The 26,580-nt window shown below is 57.8% G+C and carries 19 protein-coding genes and 1 pseudogene; 5 read left to right on the forward strand and 15 right to left on the reverse strand.

Going from position 1 to position 26,580, the window contains the following annotated elements; genetic code table 11:
* Positions 1-97: 97 nt before the first annotated feature.
* Positions 98-2,737: a DNA topoisomerase (ATP-hydrolyzing) subunit A gene (gene gyrA, locus C1Y43_RS13425; protein ID WP_021509233.1), complete on the reverse strand. Its 2,640-nt coding sequence runs from the start codon at positions 2,735-2,737 to the stop codon at positions 98-100.
* A gap of 176 nt (positions 2,738-2,913) precedes the next feature.
* Here gyrA and ubiG point away from each other — a divergent pair, with 176 nt between their 5' ends.
* The 4 genes from ubiG (at position 2,914) to yfaE (ending at position 8,020) form a co-directional block, all read left to right on the forward strand.
* A complete protein-coding gene (gene ubiG, locus C1Y43_RS13430) occupies positions 2,914-3,639 on the forward strand; it encodes a bifunctional 2-polyprenyl-6-hydroxyphenol methylase/3-demethylubiquinol 3-O-methyltransferase UbiG (RefSeq protein WP_021509232.1) in 726 nt (241 codons plus the stop codon).
* A 627-nt stretch (positions 3,640-4,266) separates the two neighbouring features.
* On the forward strand, positions 4,267-6,552 hold the full coding sequence (gene nrdA, locus C1Y43_RS13435; protein WP_021509231.1) for a class 1a ribonucleoside-diphosphate reductase subunit alpha: 2,286 nt from the start codon (positions 4,267-4,269) through the stop codon (positions 6,550-6,552).
* A gap of 74 nt (positions 6,553-6,626) precedes the next feature.
* On the forward strand, positions 6,627-7,757 hold the full coding sequence (gene nrdB, locus C1Y43_RS13440) for a class Ia ribonucleoside-diphosphate reductase subunit beta (protein ID WP_021509230.1): 1,131 nt from the start codon (positions 6,627-6,629) through the stop codon (positions 7,755-7,757).
* A gap of 2 nt (positions 7,758-7,759) precedes the next feature.
* Entirely contained in the window at positions 7,760-8,020 is a 261-nt protein-coding gene (yfaE, locus tag C1Y43_RS13445) for a class I ribonucleotide reductase maintenance protein YfaE (protein WP_021509229.1), read from the forward strand.
* A gap of 363 nt (positions 8,021-8,383) precedes the next feature.
* On the opposite strand, the gene C1Y43_RS13450 is transcribed toward yfaE, so the two are convergent.
* Entirely contained in the window at positions 8,384-9,580 is a 1,197-nt protein-coding gene (locus C1Y43_RS13450; protein WP_104188534.1) for a nicotinamide mononucleotide deamidase-related protein YfaY, read from the reverse strand.
* 153 nt (positions 9,581-9,733) lie between these two features.
* Complete coding sequence (gene elaB, locus C1Y43_RS13455) at positions 9,734-10,042, reverse strand: stress response protein ElaB (protein ID WP_021509227.1); 309 nt, start codon at positions 10,040-10,042, stop codon at positions 9,734-9,736.
* 288 nt (positions 10,043-10,330) lie between these two features.
* Between elaB and C1Y43_RS13460 the strand changes: the two genes are divergently transcribed.
* On the forward strand, positions 10,331-11,989 hold the full coding sequence (locus C1Y43_RS13460; protein ID WP_031280040.1) for a glucan biosynthesis protein D: 1,659 nt from the start codon (positions 10,331-10,333) through the stop codon (positions 11,987-11,989).
* A gap of 28 nt (positions 11,990-12,017) precedes the next feature.
* On the opposite strand, the gene C1Y43_RS13465 is transcribed toward C1Y43_RS13460, so the two are convergent.
* The 12 genes and pseudogenes from C1Y43_RS13465 to nuoC form a co-directional block, all read right to left on the reverse strand.
* Positions 12,018-12,470: a GNAT family N-acetyltransferase gene (locus tag C1Y43_RS13465; protein ID WP_104188536.1), complete on the reverse strand. Its 453-nt coding sequence runs from the start codon at positions 12,468-12,470 to the stop codon at positions 12,018-12,020.
* A gap of 175 nt (positions 12,471-12,645) precedes the next feature.
* A complete protein-coding gene (gene nuoN, locus C1Y43_RS13470) occupies positions 12,646-14,103 on the reverse strand; it encodes an NADH-quinone oxidoreductase subunit NuoN (RefSeq protein ID WP_031280039.1) in 1,458 nt (485 codons plus the stop codon).
* 6 nt (positions 14,104-14,109) lie between these two features.
* The gene (nuoM, locus tag C1Y43_RS13475; protein WP_031280038.1) at positions 14,110-15,630 is read right to left on the reverse strand and encodes an NADH-quinone oxidoreductase subunit M; all 1,521 of its coding nucleotides are present in this window, start codon (positions 15,628-15,630) and stop codon (positions 14,110-14,112) included.
* 208 nt (positions 15,631-15,838) lie between these two features.
* The gene (gene nuoL, locus C1Y43_RS13480; protein WP_104093074.1) at positions 15,839-17,674 is read right to left on the reverse strand and encodes an NADH-quinone oxidoreductase subunit L; all 1,836 of its coding nucleotides are present in this window, start codon (positions 17,672-17,674) and stop codon (positions 15,839-15,841) included.
* The gene (gene nuoK, locus C1Y43_RS13485; RefSeq protein WP_013509877.1) at positions 17,671-17,973 is read right to left on the reverse strand and encodes an NADH-quinone oxidoreductase subunit NuoK; all 303 of its coding nucleotides are present in this window, start codon (positions 17,971-17,973) and stop codon (positions 17,671-17,673) included. The genes nuoL and nuoK overlap by 4 nt, the downstream gene beginning before the upstream one ends.
* On the reverse strand, positions 17,970-18,521 hold the full coding sequence (gene nuoJ / locus C1Y43_RS13490) for an NADH-quinone oxidoreductase subunit J (protein WP_021509221.1): 552 nt from the start codon (positions 18,519-18,521) through the stop codon (positions 17,970-17,972). Before nuoJ ends, nuoK begins: the two co-directional genes overlap by 4 nt.
* Positions 18,522-18,531: 10 nt before the next feature.
* Positions 18,532-19,074 carry an NADH-quinone oxidoreductase subunit NuoI gene (gene nuoI, locus C1Y43_RS13495; protein ID WP_021509220.1) on the reverse strand — a complete coding sequence of 181 codons (543 nt, stop codon included), beginning with the start codon at positions 19,072-19,074 and terminating at the stop codon, positions 18,532-18,534.
* Between the two features lie 11 nt (positions 19,075-19,085).
* Positions 19,086-20,063: an NADH-quinone oxidoreductase subunit NuoH gene (nuoH, locus tag C1Y43_RS13500; protein WP_021509219.1), complete on the reverse strand. Its 978-nt coding sequence runs from the start codon at positions 20,061-20,063 to the stop codon at positions 19,086-19,088.
* A complete protein-coding gene (gene nuoG, locus C1Y43_RS13505; RefSeq protein WP_058775807.1) occupies positions 20,060-22,783 on the reverse strand; it encodes an NADH-quinone oxidoreductase subunit NuoG in 2,724 nt (907 codons plus the stop codon). Before nuoG ends, nuoH begins: the two co-directional genes overlap by 4 nt.
* Before the next feature lie 100 nt (positions 22,784-22,883).
* On the reverse strand, positions 22,884-24,224 hold the full coding sequence (gene nuoF, locus C1Y43_RS13510) for an NADH-quinone oxidoreductase subunit NuoF (protein ID WP_031280037.1): 1,341 nt from the start codon (positions 24,222-24,224) through the stop codon (positions 22,884-22,886).
* 2 nt (positions 24,225-24,226) lie between these two features.
* Positions 24,227-24,770 (reverse strand): annotated as a pseudogene (nuoE, locus tag C1Y43_RS13515) (NADH-quinone oxidoreductase subunit NuoE).
* The gene (gene nuoC, locus C1Y43_RS13520) at positions 24,745-26,544 is read right to left on the reverse strand and encodes an NADH-quinone oxidoreductase subunit C/D (protein ID WP_104188540.1); all 1,800 of its coding nucleotides are present in this window, start codon (positions 26,542-26,544) and stop codon (positions 24,745-24,747) included. Before nuoC ends, nuoE begins: the two are co-directional and overlap by 26 nt.
* Positions 26,545-26,580: the final 36 nt, after the last annotated feature.

The following is a 26,580-nucleotide window of genomic DNA, read 5'->3' on the forward strand; positions in this document are numbered from 1 at the left end:
AAAAGCCAGTTGGCACGCGACTTTGGGAGTGAAAGTCAGACAAAAAAAACGGCAGGTCGGTTGCCCTGACCTGCCGCTTGTGACAGACAACGAACGGTTACTCTTCGTCGTCTGTTTCCGGTGCGTCGTCGTCGCTGTCGACTTCCGGCGCGATATCGTCTTCGCCTTCTGCCACGCTGCCGTCGATGGCGTCGAGTTCTTCCTCTTCCACCGGTTCAGCGACGCGCTGCAGGCCGACCACGTTTTCATCTTCCGCGGTACGAATCAGGATCACGCCCTGCGTATTACGGCCCACCACGCTGACTTCCGACACGCGGGTACGCACCAGCGTACCGGCATCGGTGATCATCATGATCTGATCGCTATCTACCACCTGTACCGCGCCAACCACTGGCCCGTTACGCTCGGTGACTTTAATCGAGATCACGCCCTGCGTGGCGCGCGATTTGGTCGGATACTCGCTGTTAGCAGTACGCTTGCCGTAGCCGTTCTGCGTTACGGTGAGAATCGCGCCCTCTTCACGTGGCACAATCAGCGACACCACTTTGTCGCCTTCTGCCAGCCTGATGCCGCGTACGCCCGAAGCCGAACGGCCCATGGCGCGCACCGCGCTCTCCGCGAAGCGCACCACTTTACCGGCGGCAGAGAACAGCATCGCTTCGTCGTTACCGTTGGTCAGCGCCACGCCAATCAGCTCATCGTCTTCACGCAGGTTGATGGCAATGATGCCGGCACTGCGCGGACGGCTGAACTCCTGCAGCGCAGTTTTCTTCACGGTACCGTCTGCGGTCGCCATAAAGATGTTGAAACCTTCGGTATATTCACGCACTGGCAGAATCGCGGTGATACGCTCGTTGGCTTCCAGCGGCAGCAGGTTGACGATCGGACGACCGCGCGCGCCACGGCTGGCTTCCGGCAGCTGATAGACCTTCATCCAGTAGAGGCGGCCACGGCTGGAGAAGCACAGAATGGTGTCGTGGGTGTTGGCCACCAGCAGACGATCAATAAAGTCTTCTTCTTTAATGCGCGCCGCCGATTTGCCCTTACCGCCGCGACGCTGGGCTTCATAGTCTGACAGCGGCTGGTATTTGACGTAGCCCTGATGCGACAGGGTGACCACCACATCTTCCTGGTTGATCAGGTCTTCGATGTTGATGTCAGCGCTGTTAGCGGTAATTTCCGTACGGCGTGCATCGCCAAACTGATCGCGCATCGCCACCAGCTCTTCACGGATCACTTCCATCAGGCGCTCGGCACTCTGCAGGATATGAATCAGTTCGGCGATCTGGTCCAGCAGCTCTTTGTACTCGTCGAGCAGTTTTTCATGCTCAAGGCCGGTCAGTTTCTGCAGACGCAGATCAAGAATGGCCTGTGCCTGCTGCTCGGTCAGGTAGTAGCGACCGTCGCGAATACCAAACTCCGCTTCCAGCCACTCCGGACGCGCGGCGTCGTCACCGGCACGTTCCAGCATGGCGGCGACGTTGCCGAGATCCCACGACTGCGCCAGCAGGCCGCTTTTCGCTTCGGCTGGCGTCGGAGCCCGACGAATCAGCTCGATAATCGGATCGATGTTGGCCAGCGCAATCGCCAGACCTTCAAGGATGTGCGCACGATCGCGCGCTTTACGCAGTTCGAAGATGGTACGACGCGTCACCACTTCACGGCGGTGGCGAACGAAGGCTTCAATGATCTCCTTCAGCGTCATGATCTTCGGCTGGCCCTGATGCAGGGCAACCATGTTGATGCCGAAAGAGACCTGCAGTTGCGTCAGCGAGTAGAGGTTGTTGAGCACCACTTCGCCGACCGCATCGCGTTTCACTTCAATGACGATACGCATGCCGTCTTTGTCAGATTCGTCACGCAGGCCGCTGATGCCCTCAACGCGCTTCTCTTTCACCAGCTCGGCAATTTTCTCGATCAGGCGCGCTTTGTTCACCTGATACGGGATTTCATTGACGATGATGGTTTCACGACCGGTTTTGGCGTCGGTTTCAATCTCGCCGCGCGCGCGGATGTAAATTTTACCGCGCCCGGTGCGGTAGGCTTCTTCAATGCCACGACGACCGTTGATAAAGGCGGCGGTCGGGAAATCCGGCCCGGTAATGTGCTCCATCAGCCCTTCGACGCTGATGTTTTCATCTTCGATGAACGCCAGGCAGCCGTTGATCACTTCCGTCAGGTTGTGAGGCGGAATGTTGGTCGCCATGCCGACGGCAATACCGGAGGAGCCGTTGATCAGCAGGTTAGGAATTTTGGTCGGCAGGACTTCTGGGATCTGCTCGGTGCCGTCATAGTTCGGCACAAAGTCGACCGTCTCTTTTTCCAGGTCAGCCAGCAGTTCAGAGGAGATCTTCGCCATGCGCACTTCGGTATAACGCATCGCTGCGGCGGAGTCGCCGTCGACCGAACCGAAGTTACCCTGACCGTCGACCAGCATGTAGCGCAGGGAGAACGGCTGGGCCATGCGCACGATACTTTCGTACACAGCGGAGTCACCGTGTGGGTGATATTTACCGATAACGTCACCGACCACACGGGCAGATTTTTTATAGGGTTTGTTCCAGTCGTTACCCAGTTCGCTCATGGCAAAAAGCACACGGCGATGCACCGGCTTCAGGCCATCACGTACATCGGGTAAGGCTCGGCCAACGATGACCGACATGGCGTAATCGAGGTAGGAGTTTTTCAACTCTTCTTCGATATTGACCGGTGTAATTTCTCTCGCAAGGTCGCTCATGGAGCCGCTATCCCTCTACATAATCCCGGATTTTAAAGGTGCGAAAGTATATCACATCGCTTGCGTACGGTGAACGTAAAGCAGGGTTTTGTGGCGCTTTTCCTTTGCGCTGAGAGATGCCTCGCAGGGTTTATGCGTTTATACTGGTGGCATATTTTGTCAGGAGTCATGATTCAATGAATGAACAACCGCAGGAAAGCCGCCAGAACGTTGACCACGCCGAAATTGCCAAGTTTGAGGCGGTTGCATCACGCTGGTGGGATTTAGAGGGTGAATTTAAGCCGTTGCACCGCATCAATCCCCTGCGTCTTGGCTGGATTGCCCAGCACAGCCATGGGCTGTTCGGTAAGAAAGTGCTGGATGTCGGCTGCGGCGGCGGCATTCTTGCCGAGAGCATGGCGCGCGAAGGGGCGGAGGTCACCGGTCTGGATATGGGCGCCGAGCCGCTGGAGATCGCGCGTCTGCACGCGCTGGAGAGCGGCGTGAGCGTCAATTACGTGCAGCAGACGGTTGAAGCCCATGCGGCCAGCCATGCCGGTCAGTACGACGTGGTGACCTGTATGGAGATGCTGGAGCACGTGCCGGATCCGCGTTCCGTGGTGCTGGCCTGCGCGCAGCTGGTGAAACCGGGCGGCGAAGTGTTCTTCTCCACTATCAACCGTAACCCTAAAGCCTGGCTACTGGCGGTGTTTGGTGCTGAATACGTGCTGCGCATGGTGCCGCGCGGTACCCATGACGTGAAAAAATTTATTCGTCCCGCCGAGCTGCTGAACTGGGTGGACGAGACCGCCCTGCGTGAACGCAATATGACAGGCCTGCACTACAATCCGCTGACCAACCAGTTCCGCCTTGGCCGCGGGGTGGACGTCAATTATATGGTGCATACCCACCGTCAGGCGTAAACGACCTGTTTCGCCTGCCTGCCCGTGGGCAGCGCTGTTGTAGCGGCGCGATGTATTACGCGAGAAATCGCGCCGCTATGGAATCTACGACCGGCAATTTACTCATCTGAACGGCATAACGCCCTGCACGCCGCCAGTCCTCCTTTCACTTCCGACCGCACCCGGTTTATCACGCGCTGGCCCTATCCAGATCAATTTCCTTTTAGACGCTGCGATGCGCTTTTTGTAAGGTGAAAAGGTCATAAAAAATTCATAAGCAAACGCAGATAAGTTCGCTGCTGACGGAGCGGCGCGGGCTTTTTTCGCCTGGGAAATTTCCCGAATCGCAGCGGTTGAGCAATAAACACGCGCTCGATCAAAAATTGAAAAAAAACCTGTTATCCGTTGACACCAGGTGCAGGCCTTGTGGCGTGGGGATCCAGGATTTTCCCCACCCCCCAGGGCGTAAAATTTTGTGAAAATCAACTCTTGTGATGATCCGATTGCTGACTAGAATACTCACCATATTGTTGTTCAAACTTTCCGCACCCCCTATATATAGTGTTTATCCACAGGCTTACTCACAATGAGCCGCCTGTGAATAGACGGGGGATAATTTTGTATTTCATGGACAGGTAAACACGCGACATGAACCAAAGTCTGCTCGTTACGAAACGCGATGGCCGCCAGGAGCGCATCGACCTCGATAAGATTCACCGGGTGCTGGACTGGGCAGCTGAAGGGCTGAACAATGTCTCCGTCTCGCAGGTTGAGTTGCGTTCGCACATCCAGTTTTACGATGGCATCAAAACCTCGGACATTCACGAGACCATCATCAAAGCGGCTGCCGATTTGATCTCCCGTGACGCGCCTGATTACCAGTACCTGGCCGCGCGTCTGGCGATCTTCCACCTGCGTAAAAAAGCGTACGGTCAGTTTGAGCCACCGAAGCTGTACGACCAGGTAGTGAAAATGGTCGAGATGGGCAAATACGATCGCCATCTGCTGGAAGACTACAGCACCGAAGAGTTTGAGCAGATGGACGGCTTCATCGACCACTGGCGCGACATGAACTTCTCCTACGCGGCGGTGAAGCAGCTGGAAGGCAAATATCTGGTGCAGAACCGCGTCAGCGGTGAAATCTACGAGAGCGCCCAGTTCCTGTATATTCTGGTCGCCGCCTGCCTGTTCTCCGGCTATCCGCGCGATACGCGTATGGATTACATCAAGCGTTTCTACGATGCGATCTCCACGTTCAAGATCTCGCTGCCTACGCCTATCATGTCCGGCGTGCGCACCCCGACCCGTCAGTTCAGCTCCTGCGTACTGATCGAGTGCGGCGACAGCCTGGATTCCATCAACGCCACCTCCAGCGCTATTGTGAAATATGTGTCACAGCGTGCCGGCATCGGCATCAACGCGGGCCGCATTCGTGCGCTCGGCAGCCCGATCCGCGGCGGTGAAGCGTTCCACACCGGCTGTATCCCGTTCTATAAGCACTTCCAGACGGCGGTGAAATCCTGCTCGCAGGGCGGCGTGCGCGGCGGTGCGGCAACGCTGTTCTACCCGATGTGGCATCTGGAAGTGGAAAGCCTGCTGGTGTTGAAAAACAACCGCGGCGTCGAAGGCAACCGCGTGCGTCACATGGATTACGGCGTGCAGATCAACAAGCTGATGTACACTCGCCTGCTGAAAGGCGAAGACATCACCCTGTTCAGCCCGTCCGACGTGCCAGGCCTGTATGACGCGTTCTTCGCCGATCAGGATGAGTTTGAGCGTCTGTATACCAAATATGAGAAGGACGACAGCATCCGCAAGCAGCGCGTGAAAGCCGTCGATCTGTTCTCGCTGATGATGCAGGAACGTGCCTCAACCGGCCGTATCTACGTGCAGAATGTTGACCACTGCAACACCCACAGCCCGTTCGATCCGGCCATTGCGCCAGTGCGTCAGTCTAACCTGTGCCTGGAAATTGCGCTGCCGACCAAACCGCTGGAAGACGTCAACGACGAAAGCGGCGAGATCGCGCTGTGCACCCTGTCCGCCTTCAACCTCGGTGCGATTGAAAGCCTGGACGATCTGGAAGAACTGGCTACGCTGGCAGTACGCGCGCTGGATGCCCTGCTCGATTACCAGGACTACCCGATTCCGGCGGCGAAACGCGGTGCGATGGGTCGTCGTACCCTGGGTATTGGCGTGATCAACTACGCCTATTACCTGGCAAAACACGGTGTGCGCTACTCCGACGGCAGCGCCAACAACCTGACGCACAAAACCTTTGAAGCCATTCAGTACTGGCTGCTGAAAGCCTCCAACGAGCTGGCGAAAGAGCAAGGTGCCTGCCCGTGGTTTAAAGAGACCACTTATTCGCAGGGCATTCTGCCGATCGATACCTATAAAAAGGATCTCGACAGCGTATGTAATGAGCCGCTGCACCTTGACTGGGAAGCGCTGCGTGAGTCGATTAAAACCCACGGCCTGCGCAACTCCACGCTGTCTGCACTGATGCCGTCTGAGACCTCTTCGCAGATTTCGAACGCCACCAACGGTATCGAGCCGCCGCGCGGTCACATCAGTATCAAAGCGTCGAAAGACGGGATTCTGCGCCAGGTGGTACCGGAGTATGAGCGTCTGAAAGATCAGTACGAACTGCTGTGGGAGATGCCATCAAACGACGGCTATCTGCAGCTGGTGGGCGTGATGCAGAAGTTTATCGATCAGGCGATTTCATCGAACACCAACTACGATCCAGGCCGTTTCGCCAATGGCAAAGTGCCGATGAAACAGCTGCTGAAAGATCTGCTGACCGCGTACAAATTTGGCGTGAAGACCCTGTACTACCAAAACACCCGTGACGGTGCCGAGGATGCGCAGGACGATCTGGCGCCGTCTATTCAGGACGATGGCTGCGAAAGCGGCGCCTGTAAAATTTGATCGAAAGGCGCCTGCGGGCGCCTTATCGTGTCTGGGCCAGCAGCGGCTGGCCCGTTTCACTTTTGGACTTAGTCATGGCTTACACTACTTTCTCACAGAACAAAAATGACCAGCTGAAAGAGCCGATGTTCTTCGGCCAGTCAGTGAACGTTGCCCGTTTCGACCAGCAGAAATACGACATCTTTGAAAAGCTGATCGAGAAGCAGCTCTCTTTCTTCTGGCGTCCGGAAGAGGTTGACGTCTCGCGCGATCGCATCGACTATCAGGCGCTGCCGGAGCACGAGAAGCACATCTTCATCAGTAACCTGAAGTATCAGACGCTGCTGGATTCCATTCAGGGCCGCAGCCCGAACGTGGCGCTGCTGCCGCTGATTTCGATTCCCGAGCTGGAAACCTGGGTGGAAACCTGGGCGTTCTCCGAGACCATCCACTCACGCTCGTACACTCACATCATCCGTAATATCGTCAACGATCCGTCACTGGTGTTTGATGACATCGTGACTAACGAGCAGATTCTGGCGCGCGCGCAGGATATCTCGAAGTATTACGACGATCTGATCGAGATGACCAACTACTGGCATCTGCTGGGTGAAGGCACGCATCAGGTAGCGGGCAAGAGCGTGACCGTGAATCTGCGTGCGCTGAAGAAGCAGCTGTATATCTGTCTGATGAGCGTTAACGCGCTGGAAGCGATTCGCTTCTACGTCAGCTTTGCCTGCTCGTTCGCCTTCGCCGAGCGCGAACTGATGGAAGGTAACGCCAAGATTATTCGTCTGATCGCCCGTGACGAAGCGCTGCACCTGACCGGCACTCAGCATATGCTGAATCTGATGCGTACCGGTGAAGACGATCCTGAAATGAAAGAGATCGCCGCTGAGTGCCGCGACGAGTGCTTCGACTTGTTTAAGAAAGCGGCCGAGCAGGAAAAAGAGTGGGCTGAGTATCTGTTCAGCGGCGGCTCAATGATTGGTCTGAACAAGGACATTCTGTGCCAGTACATTGAGTACATCACCAATATCCGCATGCAGGCGGTGGGTCTTGATCTGCCGTTCCAGACGCGTTCGAACCCGATTCCATGGATTAACTCGTGGCTGGTGTCAGATAACGTGCAGGTGGCGCCGCAGGAAGTTGAAGTGAGCTCCTATCTGGTGGGTCAGATCGACTCCGAAGTGGGCGAAGACGACTTCAACGATTTCCAGCTGTAAGCATGAGCCGTTCCGTGGTAATCCTGCGCAGCTCCGGCTCCCGGCTGGAGTGCGCAGACGAACACCCTAATCTGCTGACGACGCTGGAAGCACACAATGTGTGCGTCGAGTTTCAATGTCGCGAAGGCTACTGCGGCTCCTGCCGCATGCGTCTGCTGAAAGGCGAAGTGGATTATGCGGAAACCCCACTGGCGTTTATTCAGCAGGGCGAGATTCTGCCCTGCTGTTGTAAGGCCAGAGGGGAGATTGAGATCGAGCTGTAACCTGCCGCTACACCAAACCCAAAAGTCCTTTAATGCTGCAACATCCATACAGGTCGTCAGAGAGGTTGCCGCTTGCTGCACCGGCGTAAATCCATCCCTGGAGCCTGCCGCCGCGCCGTCCTGGCGCGGAAGCTGCTGCAAGCGGCAACCTCCCCCACGCCCTATCAGGCTTCTTCATTGCGGTAACAGAACGTCACCCTGCAGCGACACCAATGCTAACGGGAAGAGGGGATGTTGAGCTAAGCCGGACGTCACGCGGCAAGGATGCCGCGTGTCGAGGCCCGCAGGGAGCGGGTTTTGCCGTTCCGGGCGTGCTCAACTTCCCCTCTGACCTTGCTGATGATGACCGCCAGCACAATCGGGTTAGCTCTTCACCGTCTCCAGAACATCAATCCAGCCGTGACCGGTACTGACTTCACTGCCGTGCAGCCAGCGGCGCAGCATATTCATCGCCATCATCGCCACCACTTTCTGCCGGGTTTCCAGATTGTGCCGCCCGTGGGTAAATTTCACCCGCTGGCCCCAGCTGGCTTCCGAGGTGTGCAGCGCAATCGACACTTCCCCTTCCTGCAAATCACCAACCGACAAAGCCAGCACCGTGCCCTGCTGAGCGGCCAACTGACGCGTGCGCGTAACCTGCGCTTCCAGCGACTCCTCACGAGCCGGCAGCAGCTCGGCAGCGCTAAGCGGTACCTGTGCGGCGGCCAGCTGCCAGTGCAGCAACCCGGCCGTGTATTGTTCGCTCAGAGCAAGGCGGAAGCCGCGATCGTGCAGTTCCCGCGCCAGCACGGCCGGCAGCCCTTCAAAGCCTTCAAAAATGGTGCACTCGGCCAGCAGTAACTTAACCTGCTGCCACACCTGCTCCATCGCCACGCGCTGGCTGGCCGGGCCGGTCAGTTTGATCTCAATGATGGGCATCGACGAACGGTAGCCCATCACTACGCCTTCCGGCAGCGGCAGCGGTTCAAGCTCGGCGGCGATATCGCTCTCGCCGCGACCAAAGGTGGTCAGACGCAGGCACAGCGGGGGTTCTGGCAACGTAAAACGCGCCTTAAGACGCGGAATAATCTGCTGCTCAACCATCACTTTGAATTCTGACGGCACGCCGGGGGTAAAGAATATCCAGCAGCGCTTAAGCTGCAGGGCAAACCCACAGGCGGTGCCGACCGGGTTATCGATCAACTCGGCATTGGCCGGAATCTCCGCCTGCTTGCGATTACTGGGTGCCATGAGCCGCCCGCGGCTGGCAAACCAGGCTTCCATCTTCTCCAGCCACGCCTGCTGCAGCACCAGTTCGCTGCCGCTGGCGGTGGCCGCTGCCTGGGCGCTGAGATCGTCGCTGGTCGGCCCGAGACCGCCGTTCACAATCAGCACGTCGGCAATCTGACTGCGACTCTGTAGCGCTTCAACCAGCGAGCTCATCGCATCGCCGACCGTACTGCGACTGGTCATCGGCAGGCCGTGCTGAAACAGCACATCGGCCAGCCACGCGGCGTTGGTATCGACAATCTGCCCATGTAACACTTCATCGCCCGTTGAGAGCATTTCGACACGTATCACGATCTTTTCTCCTTATCCCTGTGGCTTTCACTGTAGGGAGCGCGCAGGCGAAACACAATCGCCGCCGGTGCGAAATAGCGGGTTAATCGCGATGCGGAAAGGAAACAGCGGGAAAGCAGGAATCGGGCGCGACGGACATCGCGCCCACGGGGATTAACGGCGCGCCAGCAGCAGGCCAACAAACAGACCGGCAGCCGCACCGATACCAATGCCCTGCCACGGTTTTTCATGCACGTAATCGTCGGCACGATACGCTGCCTGTTTGGCACGATAGTAATAGCTGTCGGACGCCTGGCTCACGCGATTCTTCACGTCTTCCAGCGCCTGCTCGGCTTTCTGCTTCAGTTCGATATATTTCTGGTCCGCCGGATCGCCCGAGGAGCGCAGCACTTCTTCCAGCGTTTCCGTCAGCAGCGCCAGATCGTCATCAAGACGGGTTTCAAATTGATCGGTAGATGACATGTTCACAATCCTCCATGTTTAAATGCGGTGTCGATTAACTATAGTCATAAATTGCGTTTTTGCGCCGCGCCGTCATCCGCTGACTGCGCTTTTTGCCGCGCTGAACGCAAAGTTATGTCATCCGGGGCGTTGCACGCGGAATTGTGCTTCGTTTATTTGATTAATCTGATAAATTTTCAGCGGACTGAATTTTTTATTTTCGCCACTGTCGTAACCCCCTGTAGCCTGACGCTTAATGTCTTGCGACAGCCTCAATACACCCGAGCAGCTAAGGAAAAGATTTCCGGCATGAATCGTAGAAAATTTATGAAAGCGTCCATGGCCCTCTCTGCCGTTAGCGGCATGACCGGGCTCTCCTCGCTGTTTGCGCAGTCCGCCTGGGCCGATGATGGCATCGCCGACGGAACCGCCGTGCGCTTCGATTTCGATGTGCTGAAAAAGAAAGCCGCGGCGCTGGCCAAACAGCCCTGGGGCGGCGCGCCCGGCCCCCTGCCCGCGACCCTGGCCAATCTGACACCGCAGGCGTATAACGAAATTCAGTACGACGCTAACCACTCACTGTGGAACAACATCGCCGACCGCGAGCTGGATGTGCAGTTCTTCCACGTTGGCATGGGCTTTAAGCGCCGCATTCGCATGTTCTCCGTGGACGCCGCCAGCCGCGAGGCGCGGGAAATCCACTTCCGTCCGGAACTGTTTAATTATCACAACGCCAACGTGGATACCCAGCAACTGGTGGGTAAAACCGACCTCGGCTTTGCCGGTTTCCGCGCCTTTAAAAAGCCGGAGCTGGCGCGACGCGACATCGTTTCTTTCCTCGGTGCCAGCTACTTCCGCGCGGTAGATGAAACCTACCAATATGGCCTGTCAGCCCGTGGCGTCGCGGTTAACACCTTCAGCAATGGCCAGGAAGAGTTTCCCGACTTCACCGCCTTCTGGTTCGAAACACCCAAAGCTGAAGACACCACCTTTGTGGTGTATGCACTGCTGGACGGGGCCAGCGTCACCGGTGCCTACAAGTTCACCATCCACTGCGAAGAAAAACGCGTAGTGATGGAGGTGGAAAACCACCTGTTTGCGCGCAACGAGATTCGTCAGCTCGGTATTGCGCCAATGACCAGCATGTTCAGCTGCGGTACCAACGAGCGCCGCATGTGCAATACCTATCATCCGCAGATTCATGACTCCGATCGACTGGCAATGTGGAGCGGTAGCGGCGAGTGGATTGCCCGTCCGCTGAATAACCCACAGCGCCTGCAGTTCAATGCCTATCAGGATGAAAACCCGCGCGGCTTCGGTCTGCTGCAGCTGAATCATGATTTCAAAGATTATCAGGATGTGATTGGCTGGTATGACAAACGCCCCAGCCTGTGGGTGGAGCCGATCGGTAAATGGGGTAAAGGCGCCATCAACCTGATGGAGATCCCGACGACCGGGGAAACACTGGATAACATCGTCTGCTTCTGGCAGCCGGCCGAGCCGGTCAAAGCTGGCAGCGAGTTTAATTTCCAGTACAAACTCTACTGGAGCCAGCTGCCGCCGGTCCGCAGCGGTCTGGCCCGCGTTGATGCCACGCGCACCGGTATTGGTGGCTTCCCGGAAGGCTGGGCACCGGGCGAACACTTCCCGGACCAGTGGTGCCGCCGCTTTGCTATCGATTTCATTGGCGGCGACCTGCAGGCGGCCGCGCCGAAAGGCATCGAACCGGTAATCACCGTGTCGTCCGGCACCTTCAAACAGGTGGAGATTCTCTACGTCGAACCGCTGAAAGGGTACCGTATCCTGTTTGACTGGTATCCGAACAGCGACTCAACCAAACCGGTGGATATGCGCCTGTTCCTGCGCACCAAAGATGAGACGCTGAGCGAAACCTGGCTGTATCAGTACTTCCCGCCACCGCCCGATCAGCGCAAGTACACCGACGACCGGCAGATGACGCCGGGCTAACCTGCACGGCGAGGCCAACACCTCGCCGTTATTTTTTCTGCATGCCGACGTGCGGAATATTATCTTCCAGATAAACGTCCGTGACCGCCCGGAAGCCCAGGCGACCATAAAAGCCTTCCAGATGCGCCTGCGCGGACAGATACACCGCCCGCTGCGGCCAGTGCTGTTCGCAGCTGTTCAGCGCCTGCTCCATCAGCCGATAGCCCAGTTTCAGGCCGCGCGCCTCTTCCGACACAATCACCCGACCAATGGTCACCGGCGAGGAAGCCAGCGCGGGCGTCAGCAGACGCGCATACGCCAGCAGTTTGCCATCAAGAAAGCCCAGCAGATGGCGATTATCAGCCGTCAAATCCTGGCCATCTATATCCTGATACGGACAGGCCTGTTCGACGATAAACACCTGATTGCGCAGCGCCAGCACGGTATACAGCTGCTGCGCGGTCAGTTCACTGTGGTGGCAATCAAGCCATTGCATATCCATCGTGCTTCCTTGTCTGAGCGAAAAAAGTGATCTTCACAGCCTATCACAGCGCATGCGCTAAACGCAGTGGGCAGCACGTAACAGGGGCGGACACGCGGAGCAATGTGATCAAACTCTCAAATTGCAGGCAAAAAAAATCAGGCCCGCAGGCCTGATTGTGAAGATGACGCACTGTTTACATCAGCGGCTGGGCCAGCTGCACCAGCGTGATGAGCGGCTGCGGATAAACACCGAGCAGCAACACGAGGATGGCGGAGATCAACACCACCACACCACCGGCGGTGAACGCCCAGTTGGCCGGGGTATCGCGGGTGTGCAGTTCCGGCGGGCTGAGGTACAGGCTCACCGTAACGCGCAGGTAGTAATACAGACCAATGGCGCTACCGGCGACAACCGCCGCGGTCAGCCACCACAGATGCGCGTTAACACCAGACGCGATGACGTAAAACTTACCGATAAAGCCCAGCGTCATCGGGATACCGGCCAGCGACAGCATCATCACCGTCATCACGGCGGAGAGAATCGGACGATGCCAGAACAGACCACGATAGGAGTAAAGCGTATCCGCATCCGGACCACGGTACGGGCTCGACATCAGGCTGACTACACCGAAGGCGCCGAGGCTGCTGAACAGGTAACCGGCCAGATAGACACCGGCGGTTTCCAGCGACAGCTGATGGGTTTTCACGGCAATCAGCGCCACCAGCAGATAGCCAAGATGCGCGATAGATGAATAACCGAGCAGACGCTTGATGTTGCTCTGCGAAATCGCCATCAGGTTACCGAACAGAATCGAGACGAAGGCAATCACACCCAGCACGGTGCGCACCGCTTCACTGTCGGTTACCGGTGCGTACATGAACAGACGCATGATGACCGCAAAGATAGCGATTTTGCTGGCGGTGGCGAGGAAGGTCGAGACCGGAGCCGGCGCGCCCTGATAAACGTCTGGCGTCCACAGATGGAACGGCACCAGTGACAGCTTAAAGCCAAGACCGATGATCATCATGCCCAGCCCGACCAGCAGCAGCGGCTGCTGAATCATGCTGTCATTCAGGCTTTTGCCGAGCTGGACAAAGCTCAGGCTGCCGGAATCGGCGTAGACCAGCGCAATACCGAAGATCAGGAATGAAGAAGCCGCAGCCGACAGAATCATGTACTTCAGCGCCGCTTCCAGCGAGCGCTTCTGACGGAAGGCGTAGCCGATGAGACCAAACAGCGGCAGCGACAGCAGTTCGATACCGATGAACAGCGCCGCCAGATGGTTGGCGCTGGCCAGTACGATCCCGCCCAGCGCCGCAATCAGCACCAGTAGATAGAACTCATCTTTGTTGTCCGGGAAACCGGCCAGCCACGGATAAGCAAAGGTGCAGGTTGCCAGACTCGCCAGCATCACCAGCGCGGTATAGAACATCGAGTAGCCATCCACGCGCAGCAGCGGCGTGACATCCATGGCGCCCACGTGGCCCACAAACCACAGCGACAGCAGCGCGAGGTTAAGACCGATGACCGTCAGCGTGGCATTAACAAAGTGGTTGCGTCGCCACGCAATGGACAGCATCACAACCACCACCGTCAATCCGACGATTAACAGCGGTAGCAACGCGATCAATTGTTGAGGAGTTATTGTCATGGCGAATTACGGCCTTGTAGTTGAAATTGAAGCGGTAAACCACTGCTGAATATTGCTCATCGCAGCATGGGACGTGTCGAGGATTGGCTGCGGATAAACGCCCAGCAGCACCAGCAGCACGACCAGTACACCGATGGTCAGGAATTCGCGCGGCGACATTCCAGCCAGCGGCTCTTTTGATTTGGCTTCGCCGTAGTAAGCGCGCTGCATCATGATCAGCGAGTACACCGAGGCAAATACCAGGCCGAAGGTGGCAATCACGATAATCAACGGCACCACCTGATAGCTGCCGGTCAGAATCATGAACTCACCCACAAAGTTACCGGTGCCCGGCATACCGAGGTTGGCCACGGCAAAGAACAGCGACAGGCCCGGAATCCACTTGATGCGCGACCACAGGCCGCCCATCTGGCGCATGTCACGGGTATGCAGACGCTCATACAGCTGACCGCACAGGATGAACAGCGCCGCGGCCGACAGGCCGTGCGCAATCATCTGCACCACCGCGCCCTGGAACGCCAGCTGGCTGCCGGTGTAGATGGCAATCAGCACGAAGCCCATGTGCGAAATCGAGGTGTAGGCGATCAGGCGTTTGATATCGGTCTGCGAGAACGCCATCCACGCGCCGTAGAAGATACCGATGATGCCGAGCCACATGGCGATCGGCGCGAACTCCGCCGACGCATTCGGGAACAGCGGCAGGCTAAAACGCAGCAGGCCGTAAGCCGCAGTTTTCAGCAGGATACCGGCAAGGTCAACCGAACCGGCGGTCGGTGCCTGGCTGTGGGCATCCGGCAGCCAGCCGTGCAGCGGCACCACCGGCATTTTCACCGCAAAGGCGATGAAGAAGCCGAGCATCAGCAGATACTCAACGGTGTGTGACATTGGGGTTTTCAGCAGCTCTTCATAGCTGAACGTCCAGACGCCAGTGGCGTTGTAGTGCACGAACACCAGCGCCAGAATGGCAATCAGCATCACCAGACCTGACGCCTGGGTATAGATGAAGAATTTGGTTGCCGCGCTGATACGGGTTTTCCCGTCAGACGCTTTGTGACCCCAGAGCGCGATGAGGAAGTACATCGGCACCAGCATCATTTCCCAGAAGAAGAAGAACAGGAACATGTCGATGGCGAGGAACACGCCGATCACGCCGCCGAGAATCCACATCAGGTTGAGGTGGAAGAAGCCCTGATACTTTTCGATTTCATTCCACGAACAGAGTACCGCCATCAGACCCAGCAGGCCGGTCAGCACCACCATCAGCAGCGACAGGCCATCCAGCGCCAGATGGAAATTAATGCCAAAGCGTGGGATCCACGATACCAGGAAAGTCGACTGCCACTGCGGCAGACCCGCAGCCTGCGTCAGCGAATAGCCTCCCTGCAGCCACAGCTGCAGGCCCAGCGCCAGCGTCAGCCCCATGGTGATCAGGGCAATCCAGCGCGGCACCTTCGCGCCAAGGCGCTCAGCCAGCCAGCAAAGCAAGCCCCCAACAAAGGGTATAATTATTAGCCAAGGTAATAACACGGCGTACATTCCCTATTTTCGTCTTCGTTCAGGCTATCGGACGCGCCTGTTTCGCCTCGCCCGCGCGGGCAACGTTCACGTATTACTACGCGCCGGTTGCTGCGCTGACAAACACCAAACTGACTGCGTTGATCTCACCCGTGCATCAGACAATTTTGAACATTCTTACGTGGGGCGCTAAACCATCGCGCGCCCCGCTCATCAATCGTTAAATCACCAGCATCAGCGCCAGCACCACCACGGCACCGACGCTCATCGACGCGATATACCAGCGCAGATAGCCGTTCTCACTCACCACCAGACCTTTATTGCCGATGCGTGACAGCAGCGCTGGCAGGTTCATCAGTGAGTTGAGCGGATCGCGCTGCAGCAGCCAGGCAATGCCAAGGTACGGTTTAACAAATACCTTGTCGTACAGCCAGTCGAAGCCCCAGGCCGCAAACCACCAGGTACCGAAGAAACGGCCCGGCGCGCTGTTGGCGATGCGGGTGACCAGCTGACGTTTGCCCAGCCACAGCGCGGCGGCAATCAGGATACCGATAATCGCCACGGCACCCGAGGTGATTTCCAGCGCCACTTTGCCGGTTTCACCAAACTCGTTCTGTGGCAGCACGCCCGCCAGCGGAGGCGTAATCAGCGCGCCAACGAAGGTTGAGAGTACCAGCAGCACAATCAGCGGCAGGTGATGCGTAATGCCTTTACCGGCATGCGCATGAATTTTCTCTTCGCCGTGGAACACGATAAAGATCATGCGGAAGGTGTAGATTGAGGTAAGGAATGCACCCACCAGACCGGCGACCATCAGATTGATGTGACCGTTAGCCAGCGCACCGAACAGAATCTCGTCCTTACTGTAGAAGCCGGCGGTAATCAGCGGCAGCGCGGCCAGCGCGGCACCGCCCACCAGGAAGCAGACATACACCAGCGGGATGCTCTTACGCAGACCGCCCATTTTGAAAATGTTCTGCTCGTGATGACAGGCCAGAATCACGGAACCGGAGGAGAGGAACAGCAGCGCCTTGAAGAACGCATGGGTCATCAGGTGGAAAATCGCGGCGTCCCACGCCTGTACGCCCAGCGCCAGGAACATGTAGCCGATCTGACTCATGGTGGAGTATGCCAGCACGCGTTTGATGTCGGTCTGCACCAGCGCGGCGAAGCCCGCCAGCACCAGCGTAATCGCACCAACAATACCCACCAGATGCAGCACTTCCGGCGTCAGCAGGAACAGACCGTGGGTGCGGGCAATCAGATAGACGCCTGCGGTTACCATGGTGGCAGCGTGGATCAGCGCGGAGACCGGCGTCGGACCGGCCATCGCATCGGCCAGCCACGTCTGCAGCGGCAGCTGTGCCGATTTACCCACGGCACCGCCCAGCAGCATCAGCGTCGCCCACTGCAGCATGTGGTTGTCCGCCGCGAAGTGCGCCGGGGCCAGCTCCATCAGCTCACGGAAGTTCAGCGTACCCAGCTCGTTGTAGAGAATGAACAACGCAAAGGCGAGGAACACGTCACCGACACGGGTGATGATGAAGGCTTTCATCGCCGCTTTGCCGTTTTCCGGATTGCTGTAGTAGAAGCCAATCAGCAGGTAGGAACACAGCCCTACCCCTTCCCAGCCCAGGTACATCAGCATCAGGTTATCGGCCAGCACCAGCACCACCATGCTCGCGATGAACAGGTTGGTGTAAGCGAAGAAGCGTGAATAGCCCTCTTCACCGCGCATGTACCACGAAGCGAACATGTGGATGAAGAAGCCGACGCCGGTGACCACCGACAGCATGGTCAGCGACAGACCATCCAGCACCAGGTTCACTTTGATGTCAAAGTTACCGACGTGCATCCAGGTCCACAGCGCCTGGGTAAACGGCTGCTGACCCTGGCTGAAGAAATCCATGCCAACAAATACGGTGGTCAGCGCCGCAAGGCCCACTGACCCCATCCCCACCGCAGCCGACAGGTTCTCCGACCAGCGACCACGGGAAAACGCCAATAGCAGGAAGCCAATCAGCGGAAATAATACGGTTAAATAGAGAAGATTCATCCGCGCATCTCGCTCACTGTGTCAATGTTCAGCGTCTGACGACGACGATAGAGCTGGAGCAGCAGCGCCAGACCAATACTGGCTTCCGCCGCCGCGAGGCTGATTGCCAGGATGTACATCACCTGGCCGTCGGCTTGTCCCCAGTAGCTGCCTGCCACCACCAGCGCCAGCGCCGCGGCGTTGATCATGATCTCCAGACCGATCAGCATAAACAGCAGGTTGCGGCGCAGCACCAGCGAGGTCAGGCCGAGAACAAACAGCACAGCAGCCAGAATCAGGCCGTGTTGTAACGGGATCATGCGTGCTCCTCCTTATTGGCCGCCGCGTCTGACACGCGGTTGCTCAGCACTTCGCCCTGACGATCTTCACGTCCGATATGGAACGCCACCACCAGACCGGCCAGCAGCAGCATTGACGCCAGCTCAACCGCCAGAACATACGGGCCAAACAGACTGATGCCCACCGCTTTGGCATCGATGACGGTGCCATCAATACCCTGGTCGGTCGCGGTCAGGATGGCGTAGATCATCACCACCAGCAGCAGCAGCGAGACAATGCCCGGACCGATCCACAGCGACGGCTTCAGCCATTCGCGCTCCTGATCCTGCTGGGTTTTACCCAGGTTGAGCATCATCACCACGAACACAAACAGCACCATGATGGCACCGGCATAGACGATGATCTCAAGCGCACCGGCAAAATAGGCACCCATCGAGAAGAACACGCCGGCAATCGACAGCAGCGAAACAATCAGGTACAGCAGCGCATGTACCGGATTGGTGTGGGTGATGACGCGCAATGTCGTCAGTACCGCCACCAGTCCGCAAAGATAAAACGCAAATTCCATACCTGGCTCCTTAAGGTAATAAGCCTTTAACGTCGATCGGTTTGGCTTCGTTTTCCGCGTCGCCTTTGTCTTTACCGTCGATCGCCATACCTGCCATGCGGTAGAAGTTGTACTCCGGATATTTACCCGGACCGGAAATCAGCAGGTCTTCCTTCTCATACACCAGATCCTGACGCTTGAACTCACCGAGTTCGAAGTCCGGCGTCAGCTGAATCGCGGTGGTCGGGCAGGCTTCTTCACATAAACCACAGAAGATGCAGCGCGAGAAGTTGATGCGGAAAAATTCCGGATACCAGCGGCCATCCTGCATCTCCGCTTTCTGCAGCGAAATACAGCCGACCGGGCAGGCAACGGCGCACAGGTTACAGGCCACGCAGCGCTCTTCGCCGTCCGGATCGCGCGTCAGCACGATACGGCCACGGTAGCGCGGCGGCAGATAAACCGGCTCTTCCGGATACATCTGGGTTTCGCGCTTGGCGAAGGCATGCATGCCAATCATCCAGATACTGCGCACTGTCGTGCCGAAGCCAACGACAATATCTTTTAAAGTCATCTCAAAACCCCTTACTGCGCGTTGTACAGAATCACTGCGGCAGTGGCCAGCAGGTTCAATAACGTCAACGGCAGACATACTTTCCAGCCGAACGACAGCACCTGGTCATAGCGTGGACGCGGCAGCGCAGCACGAATCAGGATAAACATCACCATAAAGAACGCCGTTTTCAGGGCGAACCAGATGAACGGCGGCAGGAACGGACCGTGCCAGCCACCAAAGAACAGGGTGACGATCAGCGCCGATACGGTAGTAATGGCCACGTACTCACCGACAAAGAACAGGCCGAACTTCATCCCGGCATATTCGATGTGGTAACCGTCGGCCAGCTCCTGTTCCGCTTCCGGCTGGTCAAACGGATGACGGTGGCACACCGCGACGCCGGCAATACAGAAGGTCACGAAGCCAAAGAACTGCGGGATGATGTTCCACAGGTGCGTCTGGCTCTCAACGATGGCGTTCAGGTTAAAGGAACCCGCCTGCGCCACCACGCCCATCAGTGACAGGCCGAGGAACACTTCGTAGCTCAGGGTCTGCGCGGAGGCACGCATTGCACCGAGCAGCGAGTATTTGTTGTTACTGGACCAGCCCGCGAACAGTACGGCGTACACCGCCAGACCCGCCATCATCAGGAAGAACAGCAGACCGATGTTCAGGTCGGTGACCATCCAGCTCGGCGAAACCGGCACAATCGCAAACGCCAGCAGCAGCGAAACGAAGGCGATGACCGGTGCCAGGGTAAAGATAAAGCGATCGGTAAACGGCGGAACCCAGTCCTCTTTAAAGAACATTTTGATCATGTCCGCCGCCAGCTGCAGCGAGCCGCCCCAGCCTACGCGGTTCGGTCCATAACGGTTCTGCCACAGGCCGAGCAGACGACGCTCGGCAAAGCTCATGAAGGCACCACAGGCCACCACCACCAGCAGGATGACAATGGCTTTCACCACCTGCAGGATGATGTCAATAACGTCCGGTGTCAGCCAGCTCATTGCGCTGCCTCCTGCAGTTTGTCAATTTGCGCACCCGCGAGGAACGGCGGTACACCCGGCATGCCGAGCGGCAGACCCACCTGCCCCGCCTGCAGTGCCGCAGAGAAGCGCACCGGCAGACGCAGCGTTTCACCGGCGCAAACCAGCTCCACGGATGCACCATTGTTAACCCCCAGCTTCTCAGCATCTGCCGGGTTGATCACCAGCGTGGCCGGTGCCATACGTTTCTGGAAGGTTGGCGAACGCTGAGTCATCTCTTCACTACCAAACAGCTGATAGTAAGGAGCCACGCGATACTGGCTGCCGCCCACGAAGCGTGCCGGAACCTGGCTGAACCAGTCCAGTGCACTTTCGCTGGCTTCAAACAGACGCACGCCCGGATCGCCATGACGCAGTTTACCGCCCACTTCCGCCTGGAACTTGTTCCACGCCTGCGGTGAGTTCCAGCCTGGTGCCCAGGCAAAAGGAATCTGCGAACGCGGTGCCGACGGCTGGTTGTTACCTTCCATGGAGAAGGCAAACATGGTGTCTTTATCCTGCGGCTGACGCGGTTCGTGCACGCTGATGTTGGCGCGCGCGGCGGTACGGCCACTGGCACGATGCGGTGAACGCGCCAGTTTCTGGCCACGAATACGGAAGCTGGCGTCCGGCGCCGCGTCCTTAATCCCTTTCAGCTGCGGCAGCGCCACAATCGCGGCATCAATCACGTGATCGAGCTGCGTCCAGTCAATCTGGCGGCTCTCGACGGCGCTGTGCAGCGAATGCAGCCAGCGCCAGCTCTCCAGCATCACCACGCTATCGTCGTAGTAGGCCGGATCGTAAACCTGGAAGAAGCGCTGGGCGCGACCTTCATGGTTGATGGAGGTGCCATCGCTCTCAGCAAAGCTGGCGGTGGAGAGTACCAGACCGGCTTTCTCCAGCGTGGCCGTGCGTTGATGATCAACCACAATCACGTGCGCGGTGTTGTGCAGTGCCGCATCGACGGTGGCTTTCGGCGCGTGACGGTAGAGATCGTTCTCCAGCACCACCAGCGCTTCCGCTTCGCCTTTATCCAGCTGCTCCAGCGCGCTGTCCAGCGACTGACCGCCCATCAGGCCAAGACCAAAGCTGTTGGCCGCGCCGGCGAGGAAGGTAATACCGACGTCAGCACCGCGCGCTTTCAGCGCTTTAGCCACGTTGGCTGCCGCTTCAATCATTGCCGTGCTGCCCGAGTGGGTGCCGGAAATGATCAGCGGTTTTTTCGCGCCGGCCAGCGCCTGAACCACCACGTCCAGCTTGCCGTTCAGGCTGCTGTCAAAGTCGCTAACCGCCGGTGCGCTGTCATCCAGCGCGTGTGCGATGGCGAAGCCCAGGCGTGCCTGATCTTCCACCGGTGCGCGATAGCTCCACGCGGCAATATCATCGAGACGGGTTTCATCAACGTTAGTGACAAACAGCGGATGTTTGGCGTGCTGACCAATGTTGAGGATGGCGGCGATCTGCCAGTCCGCAACTTTCTGAGCGGCGGCCATTTCGCGAGCTTTGCCTTTAACGGCCTGACGCACCGACAGCGCCACGCGGGCACCGACCTGAGTCAGATCTTCACCCAGCACCAGCACGGCGTCATAGCTTTCAATTTCACGCAGCGATGGCGTGTAGATGCCGCCCTGCTGCAGCACTTTCAGCATCAGCTCAACCCGCGCCTGCTCAGCTGCCGGCATACCGGTTGAGAAGTTTTCCGCGCCCACCAGTTCACGCAGCGCGAAGTTGCTTTCAATACTGGCGCGAGGTGAACCGATACCGATCACCTTCTTCGCCTGACGCAGGATATCCGCGGCGGCATTAACCGCCTGTTCTGCGTTCAGCGTGATACGGTCGCTGCCGCGCAGCTGTTCCGGATGACGCGGACGATCTTTACGGTTCACGTAGCCATAGCCGAAACGGCCACGGTCGCACAGGAAGTAGTGGTTCACCGATCCGTTGTAGCGGTTTTCGATACGACGCAGCTCGCCATAGCGCTCGCCCGGGCTGGTGTTACAACCCACGCTGCACTGCTGGCAGATGCTGGGCGCAAACTGCATATCCCACTTACGGTTATAGCGTTCAGAGTGGGTTTTATCGGTGAACACGCCGGTCGGGCAGATTTCTACCAGGTTACCGGAGAATTCGCTCTCCAGCGTGCCATCTTCCGGACGGCCAAAGTAGACGTTGTCATGCGCGCCGTACACGCCAAGATCTTTGCCATCGGCGTAATCTTTGTAGTAGCGCACGCAGCGGTAACAGGCGATACAGCGGTTCATCTCATGCGAGATAAACGGTCCGAGATCCTGATTCTGATGGGTACGCTTGGTAAAACGGTAGCGACGGAAGCTGTGTCCCGTCATTACCGTCATATCCTGCAGGTGACAGTTACCGCCCTCTTCGCACACCGGACAGTCGTGCGGGTGGTTGGTCATCAGCCACTCCACCACGCTTTCACGAAACTCTTTCGCTTCGCCATCGTCGATGGAGATAAAGGTGCCGTCAGACGCAGGCGTCATGCAGGACATGACGAGGCGACCACGGGTATCTTCGGCATTCTGGAATTGCTTCACCGCGCACTGGCGGCAGGCTCCCACGCTTCCCAGCGCCGGATGCCAGCAAAAATAAGGAATATCAAGGCCCAGAGACAGACACGCCTGCAGCAGGTTGTCCGCTCCGTTCACATCATATTCTTTACCGTCTACATGGATTGTAGCCATAGTGAACATGCTTCCGTAAGGCTCGTCCGCAGACGAGCGTTAAACATCTAATTCCTGCCCCGCAGCCTCAGGCCCGGGCGATTCCGTGTACGACGGCGGCTTACCAGCGCGCTTTCAGCAGGTTAGGCTGAATCCCGCCAATGGCGCGGGTATTGCCAAACACCTGCGGCGCAATGCCAGCTTCAAACTCGTCACGGAAATATTTAATCGCGCTCTGCAGTGGCTCAACGGCACCCGGTGCGTGGGCGCAGAACGTCTTGCCCGGACCGAGCTGGCGGCACAGCTGCAGCAGGGTTTCGATATCCCCCGGCTGGCCTTTTTTCTGCTCCAGCGCACGCAGGATCTTCACGCTCCACGGCAGACCGTCACGGCACGGCGTACACCAGCCGCACGACTCGCGCGCAAAGAACTCTTCGAGGTTGCGTACCAGCGACACCATATTGATTTCGTGGTCGACCGCCATCGCCAGCGCGGTACCCAGACGGCTGCCGGCTTTGCCGATGCTGGCAAATTCCATCGGCAGGTCGAGGTGCTGCTCGGTCAGGAAGTCGGTACCGGCTCCGCCCGGCTGCCAGGCTTTGAACTTCAGGCCATCGCGCATACCGCCGGCATAATCCTCGAGGATTTCACGCGCGGTGGTACCAAACGGCAGCTCCCACACGCCCGGATTTTTCACCCGGCCGGAGAAGCCCATCATCTTGGTACCAGTGTCTTCACTGCTGGAGATGTTTTTGTACCACTCCACGCCATTCAGGAAGATCGCCGGCACGTTGGACAGTGTTTCCACGTTGTTGACGCAGGTCGGTTTGCCCCATACGCCGGCACTGGCCGGGAACGGTGGCTTGGAACGCGGGTTAGCGCGGCGCCCTTCCAGCGAGTTGATCAGCGCGGTCTCTTCGCCGCAGATATAGCGGCCCGCACCGGTGTGAACAAACAGCTCGAAATCGAAGCCGGTACCAAGAATGTTTTTGCCGAGATAGCCCGCGGCAGTAGCTTCGGCAATGGCACGACGCAGGTTTTCCGCGGCTTCGATGTATTCACCGCGCAGGAAGATGTAGCCACGGTAGGCTTTCAGCGCAAACGCACTAATCAGCATGCCTTCCACCAGCTGGTGCGGCAACTGCTCCATCAGCAAGCGGTCTTTATAAGTGCCAGGCTCCATCTCATCAGCGTTACACAGCAGGTAACGGATGTTCATGGATTCATCTTTAGGCATCAGGCTCCATTTCAGGCCGGTGCTGAAGCCCGCACCGCCGCGCCCTTTCAGACCGGAGTCCTTCACCGCGGCGACGATCTCGTCCTGGCTCATGCCCTTCAGCGCTTTATCGGCGCCAACGTAGCCGTTTTTACTGCGGTATTCATCGAACCATACCGGCTGTTTGTCGTCACGCAGACGCCAGGTCAGCGGATGGGTTTCCGCAGTACGAATGATCTGTTTAATGGTCATTGATACTGCTCCAGCAGGTTGGCGATGCCTTCCGGCGTCAGGTGAACGTGGGTATCTTCATCCACCATCATGGTCGGGCCTTTGTCACAATTGCCGAGGCAGCAGGTTGGCAGCAGCGTAAAGCGGCCATCCGGCGTGGTTTGTCCTGGCTTAATGTTCAGGTTTTGCTCCAGCGCCGCCTGAATGCCCTGGTAACCGGTGATGTGGCACACCACGCTGTCGCAGTAGCGAATCACGTGGCGGCCAACCTGCGTACGGTAGATCTGGCTGTAAAACGTCGCCACACCTTCTACGTCGCTGGCCGGAATGCCCAGTACCTCAGCAATCGCGTTGATGGCACCGTCCGGCACCCAGCCGCGCTGCTTCTGCACGATCTTCAGCGCTTCAATCGACGCCGCGCGCGCATCTTCATAGTGATGTTTTTCATGCTCAATAGCGTGGTGCTCGGCCTCGCTCAGCACAAAGACCTCAGTCGGGTCGATGGTTTGAATGGCAATTTTTTGATCGTGCATAATTAGCGGTCCACGTCTGACATAACAAAATCGATACTACCGAGGTACACGATCAGGTCGGATACCAGGCTGCCGCGGATCACCGAAGGGATCTGCTGCAGATGCGGGAAGCTCGGCGTACGCACGCGGGTGCGGTAGCTCATGGTGCTGCCATCGCTGGTCAGGTAGTAGCTGTTAATCCCCTTCGTCGCTTCAATCATCTGGAACGATTCGTTGGCCGGCATTACCGGGCCCCACGAAACCTGCAGGAAGTGCGTGATCAGGGTTTCAATGTGCTGCAGCGTGCGCTCTTTCGGTGGCGGCGTGGTCAGCGGATGATCGGCTTTAAACGGCCCTTCCGGCATGTTTTTCAGGCACTGCTCAAGGATACGCAGCGACTGCCACATCTCTTCCATCTTCAGCTGCACGCGGGTGTAAGCGTCGCTGATGCCGGCGCCGACCGGCACCTCGAAGTCGAAGTTTTCATAGCCGGAGTAGGGACGCCATTTACGCACGTCGAAGTCCAGACCGGTGGCGCGCAGACCGGCACCGGTGGTGCCCCACGCCAGCGCTTCGTCCATGTTATAGGCGGCCACGCCCTGCGAACGGCCCATCAGCACGGTGTTGCGCAGCGCAGCTTTGTCGTACTCTTTCAGACGCTTCGGCATCCAGTCGAGGAACTCGCGCAGCAGACGCTCCCAGCCTTTCGGCAGATCGTGCGCCACACCGCCGATGCGGAACCACGCCGGGTGCATACGGAAACCGGTGATCGCTTCCACTACGTCATAGATTTTCTGACGGTCGGTAAAGGCAAAGAACACCGGCGTCATGGCACCGACGTCCTGAATAAAGGTGGAGATGTACAGCAGGTGGCTGTTGATACGGAACAGCTCTGACAGCATCACGCGAATCACATTCACGCGATCCGGCACGGTGATGCCCGCCAGCTTTTCCACCGCCAGTACGTACGGCATTTCGTTTACGCAACCGCCGAGGTACTCGATACGGTCGGTATACGGAATATAGCTGTGCCACGACTGACGCTCGCCCATCTTCTCCGCGCCGCGATGGTGGTAACCCACGTCCGGCACGCAGTCGACGATCTCTTCGCCATCCAGCTGCAGAATGATGCGGAACGCACCGTGCGCTGAAGGGTGGTTCGGACCGAGGTTGAGGAACATGAAGTCCTCATTGGTGGTGCCACGCTTCATGCCCCAGTCTTCCGGCTTGAAGGTTAGTGACTCCATCTCCAGATCTTCTTTCTGCTTAGTCAGCGTGAAAGGATCGAACTCGGTGGCGCGCGCCGGGTAGTCTTTACGCAGCGGGTGCCCTTCCCAGGTCTGCGGCATCATGATGCGCGTCAGGTGCGGGTGGCCGTTGAAGGTGATACCAAACATCTCCCAGGTTTCGCGCTCATACCAGTTGGCGTTAGCGAAAATTTTGGTGATGGTGGGCACATTCAGATCGTTTTCAGACAGCGCCACCTTGAGCATGATGTCGCGGTTGCGTTCAATCGACAGCAGGTGATAGAAAACGGAAAAATCCGCGGCGGGCAGACCGGCGCGGTGGGTACGTAAACGCTCATCGAAACCGTGCAGGTCATAGAGCATGACGTACGGCTTCGGCAGCTTACGCAGGAATTCAATGATTTCCAGTAGCTGTTCACGCTTCACCCAAACGACCGGAATGCCGGTGCGGGTGGCCTGAACGGTAAAGGCATCCGGCCCAAAACGGTTACGCAGCTCGCCGATCACCGGATCATCCAGGTTATCCCGGGTTTGCCATGCAGGCTGAGCGAGATCTTGCGTGGTTAAATCTGTCATACGTTACTCACCATTCCGGCCTGTAATCAGGCACTC

It is taken from the genome of Pantoea sp. ICBG 828 (assembly GCF_002928355.1).
GTDB lineage: Bacteria > Pseudomonadota > Gammaproteobacteria > Enterobacterales > Enterobacteriaceae > Pantoea > Pantoea dispersa.

Coding starts and splice junctions, on each gene's coding strand:
- gyrA (WP_021509233.1), bottom strand. CDS start 2,737: ATGAGCGACCTTGCGAGAGAAATTACACCGGTCAATATCGAAGAAGAG.
- ubiG (WP_021509232.1), top strand. CDS start 2,914: ATGAATGAACAACCGCAGGAAAGCCGCCAGAACGTTGACCACGCCGAA.
- nrdA (WP_021509231.1), top strand. CDS start 4,267: ATGAACCAAAGTCTGCTCGTTACGAAACGCGATGGCCGCCAGGAGCGC.
- nrdB (WP_021509230.1), top strand. CDS start 6,627: ATGGCTTACACTACTTTCTCACAGAACAAAAATGACCAGCTGAAAGAG.
- yfaE (WP_021509229.1), top strand. CDS start 7,760: ATGAGCCGTTCCGTGGTAATCCTGCGCAGCTCCGGCTCCCGGCTGGAG.
- elaB (WP_021509227.1), bottom strand. CDS start 10,042: ATGTCATCTACCGATCAATTTGAAACCCGTCTTGATGACGATCTGGCG.
- C1Y43_RS13460 (WP_031280040.1), top strand. CDS start 10,331: ATGAATCGTAGAAAATTTATGAAAGCGTCCATGGCCCTCTCTGCCGTT.
- C1Y43_RS13465 (WP_104188536.1), bottom strand. CDS start 12,470: ATGGATATGCAATGGCTTGATTGCCACCACAGTGAACTGACCGCGCAG.
- nuoN (WP_031280039.1), bottom strand. CDS start 14,103: ATGACAATAACTCCTCAACAATTGATCGCGTTGCTACCGCTGTTAATC.
- nuoL (WP_104093074.1), bottom strand. CDS start 17,674: ATGAATCTTCTCTATTTAACCGTATTATTTCCGCTGATTGGCTTCCTG.
- nuoK (WP_013509877.1), bottom strand. CDS start 17,973: ATGATCCCGTTACAACACGGCCTGATTCTGGCTGCTGTGCTGTTTGTT.
- nuoJ (WP_021509221.1), bottom strand. CDS start 18,521: ATGGAATTTGCGTTTTATCTTTGCGGACTGGTGGCGGTACTGACGACA.
- nuoI (WP_021509220.1), bottom strand. CDS start 19,074: ATGACTTTAAAAGATATTGTCGTTGGCTTCGGCACGACAGTGCGCAGT.
- nuoH (WP_021509219.1), bottom strand. CDS start 20,063: ATGAGCTGGCTGACACCGGACGTTATTGACATCATCCTGCAGGTGGTG.
- nuoG (WP_058775807.1), bottom strand. CDS start 22,783: ATGGCTACAATCCATGTAGACGGTAAAGAATATGATGTGAACGGAGCG.
- nuoC (WP_104188540.1), bottom strand. CDS start 26,544: ATGACAGATTTAACCACGCAAGATCTCGCTCAGCCTGCATGGCAAACC.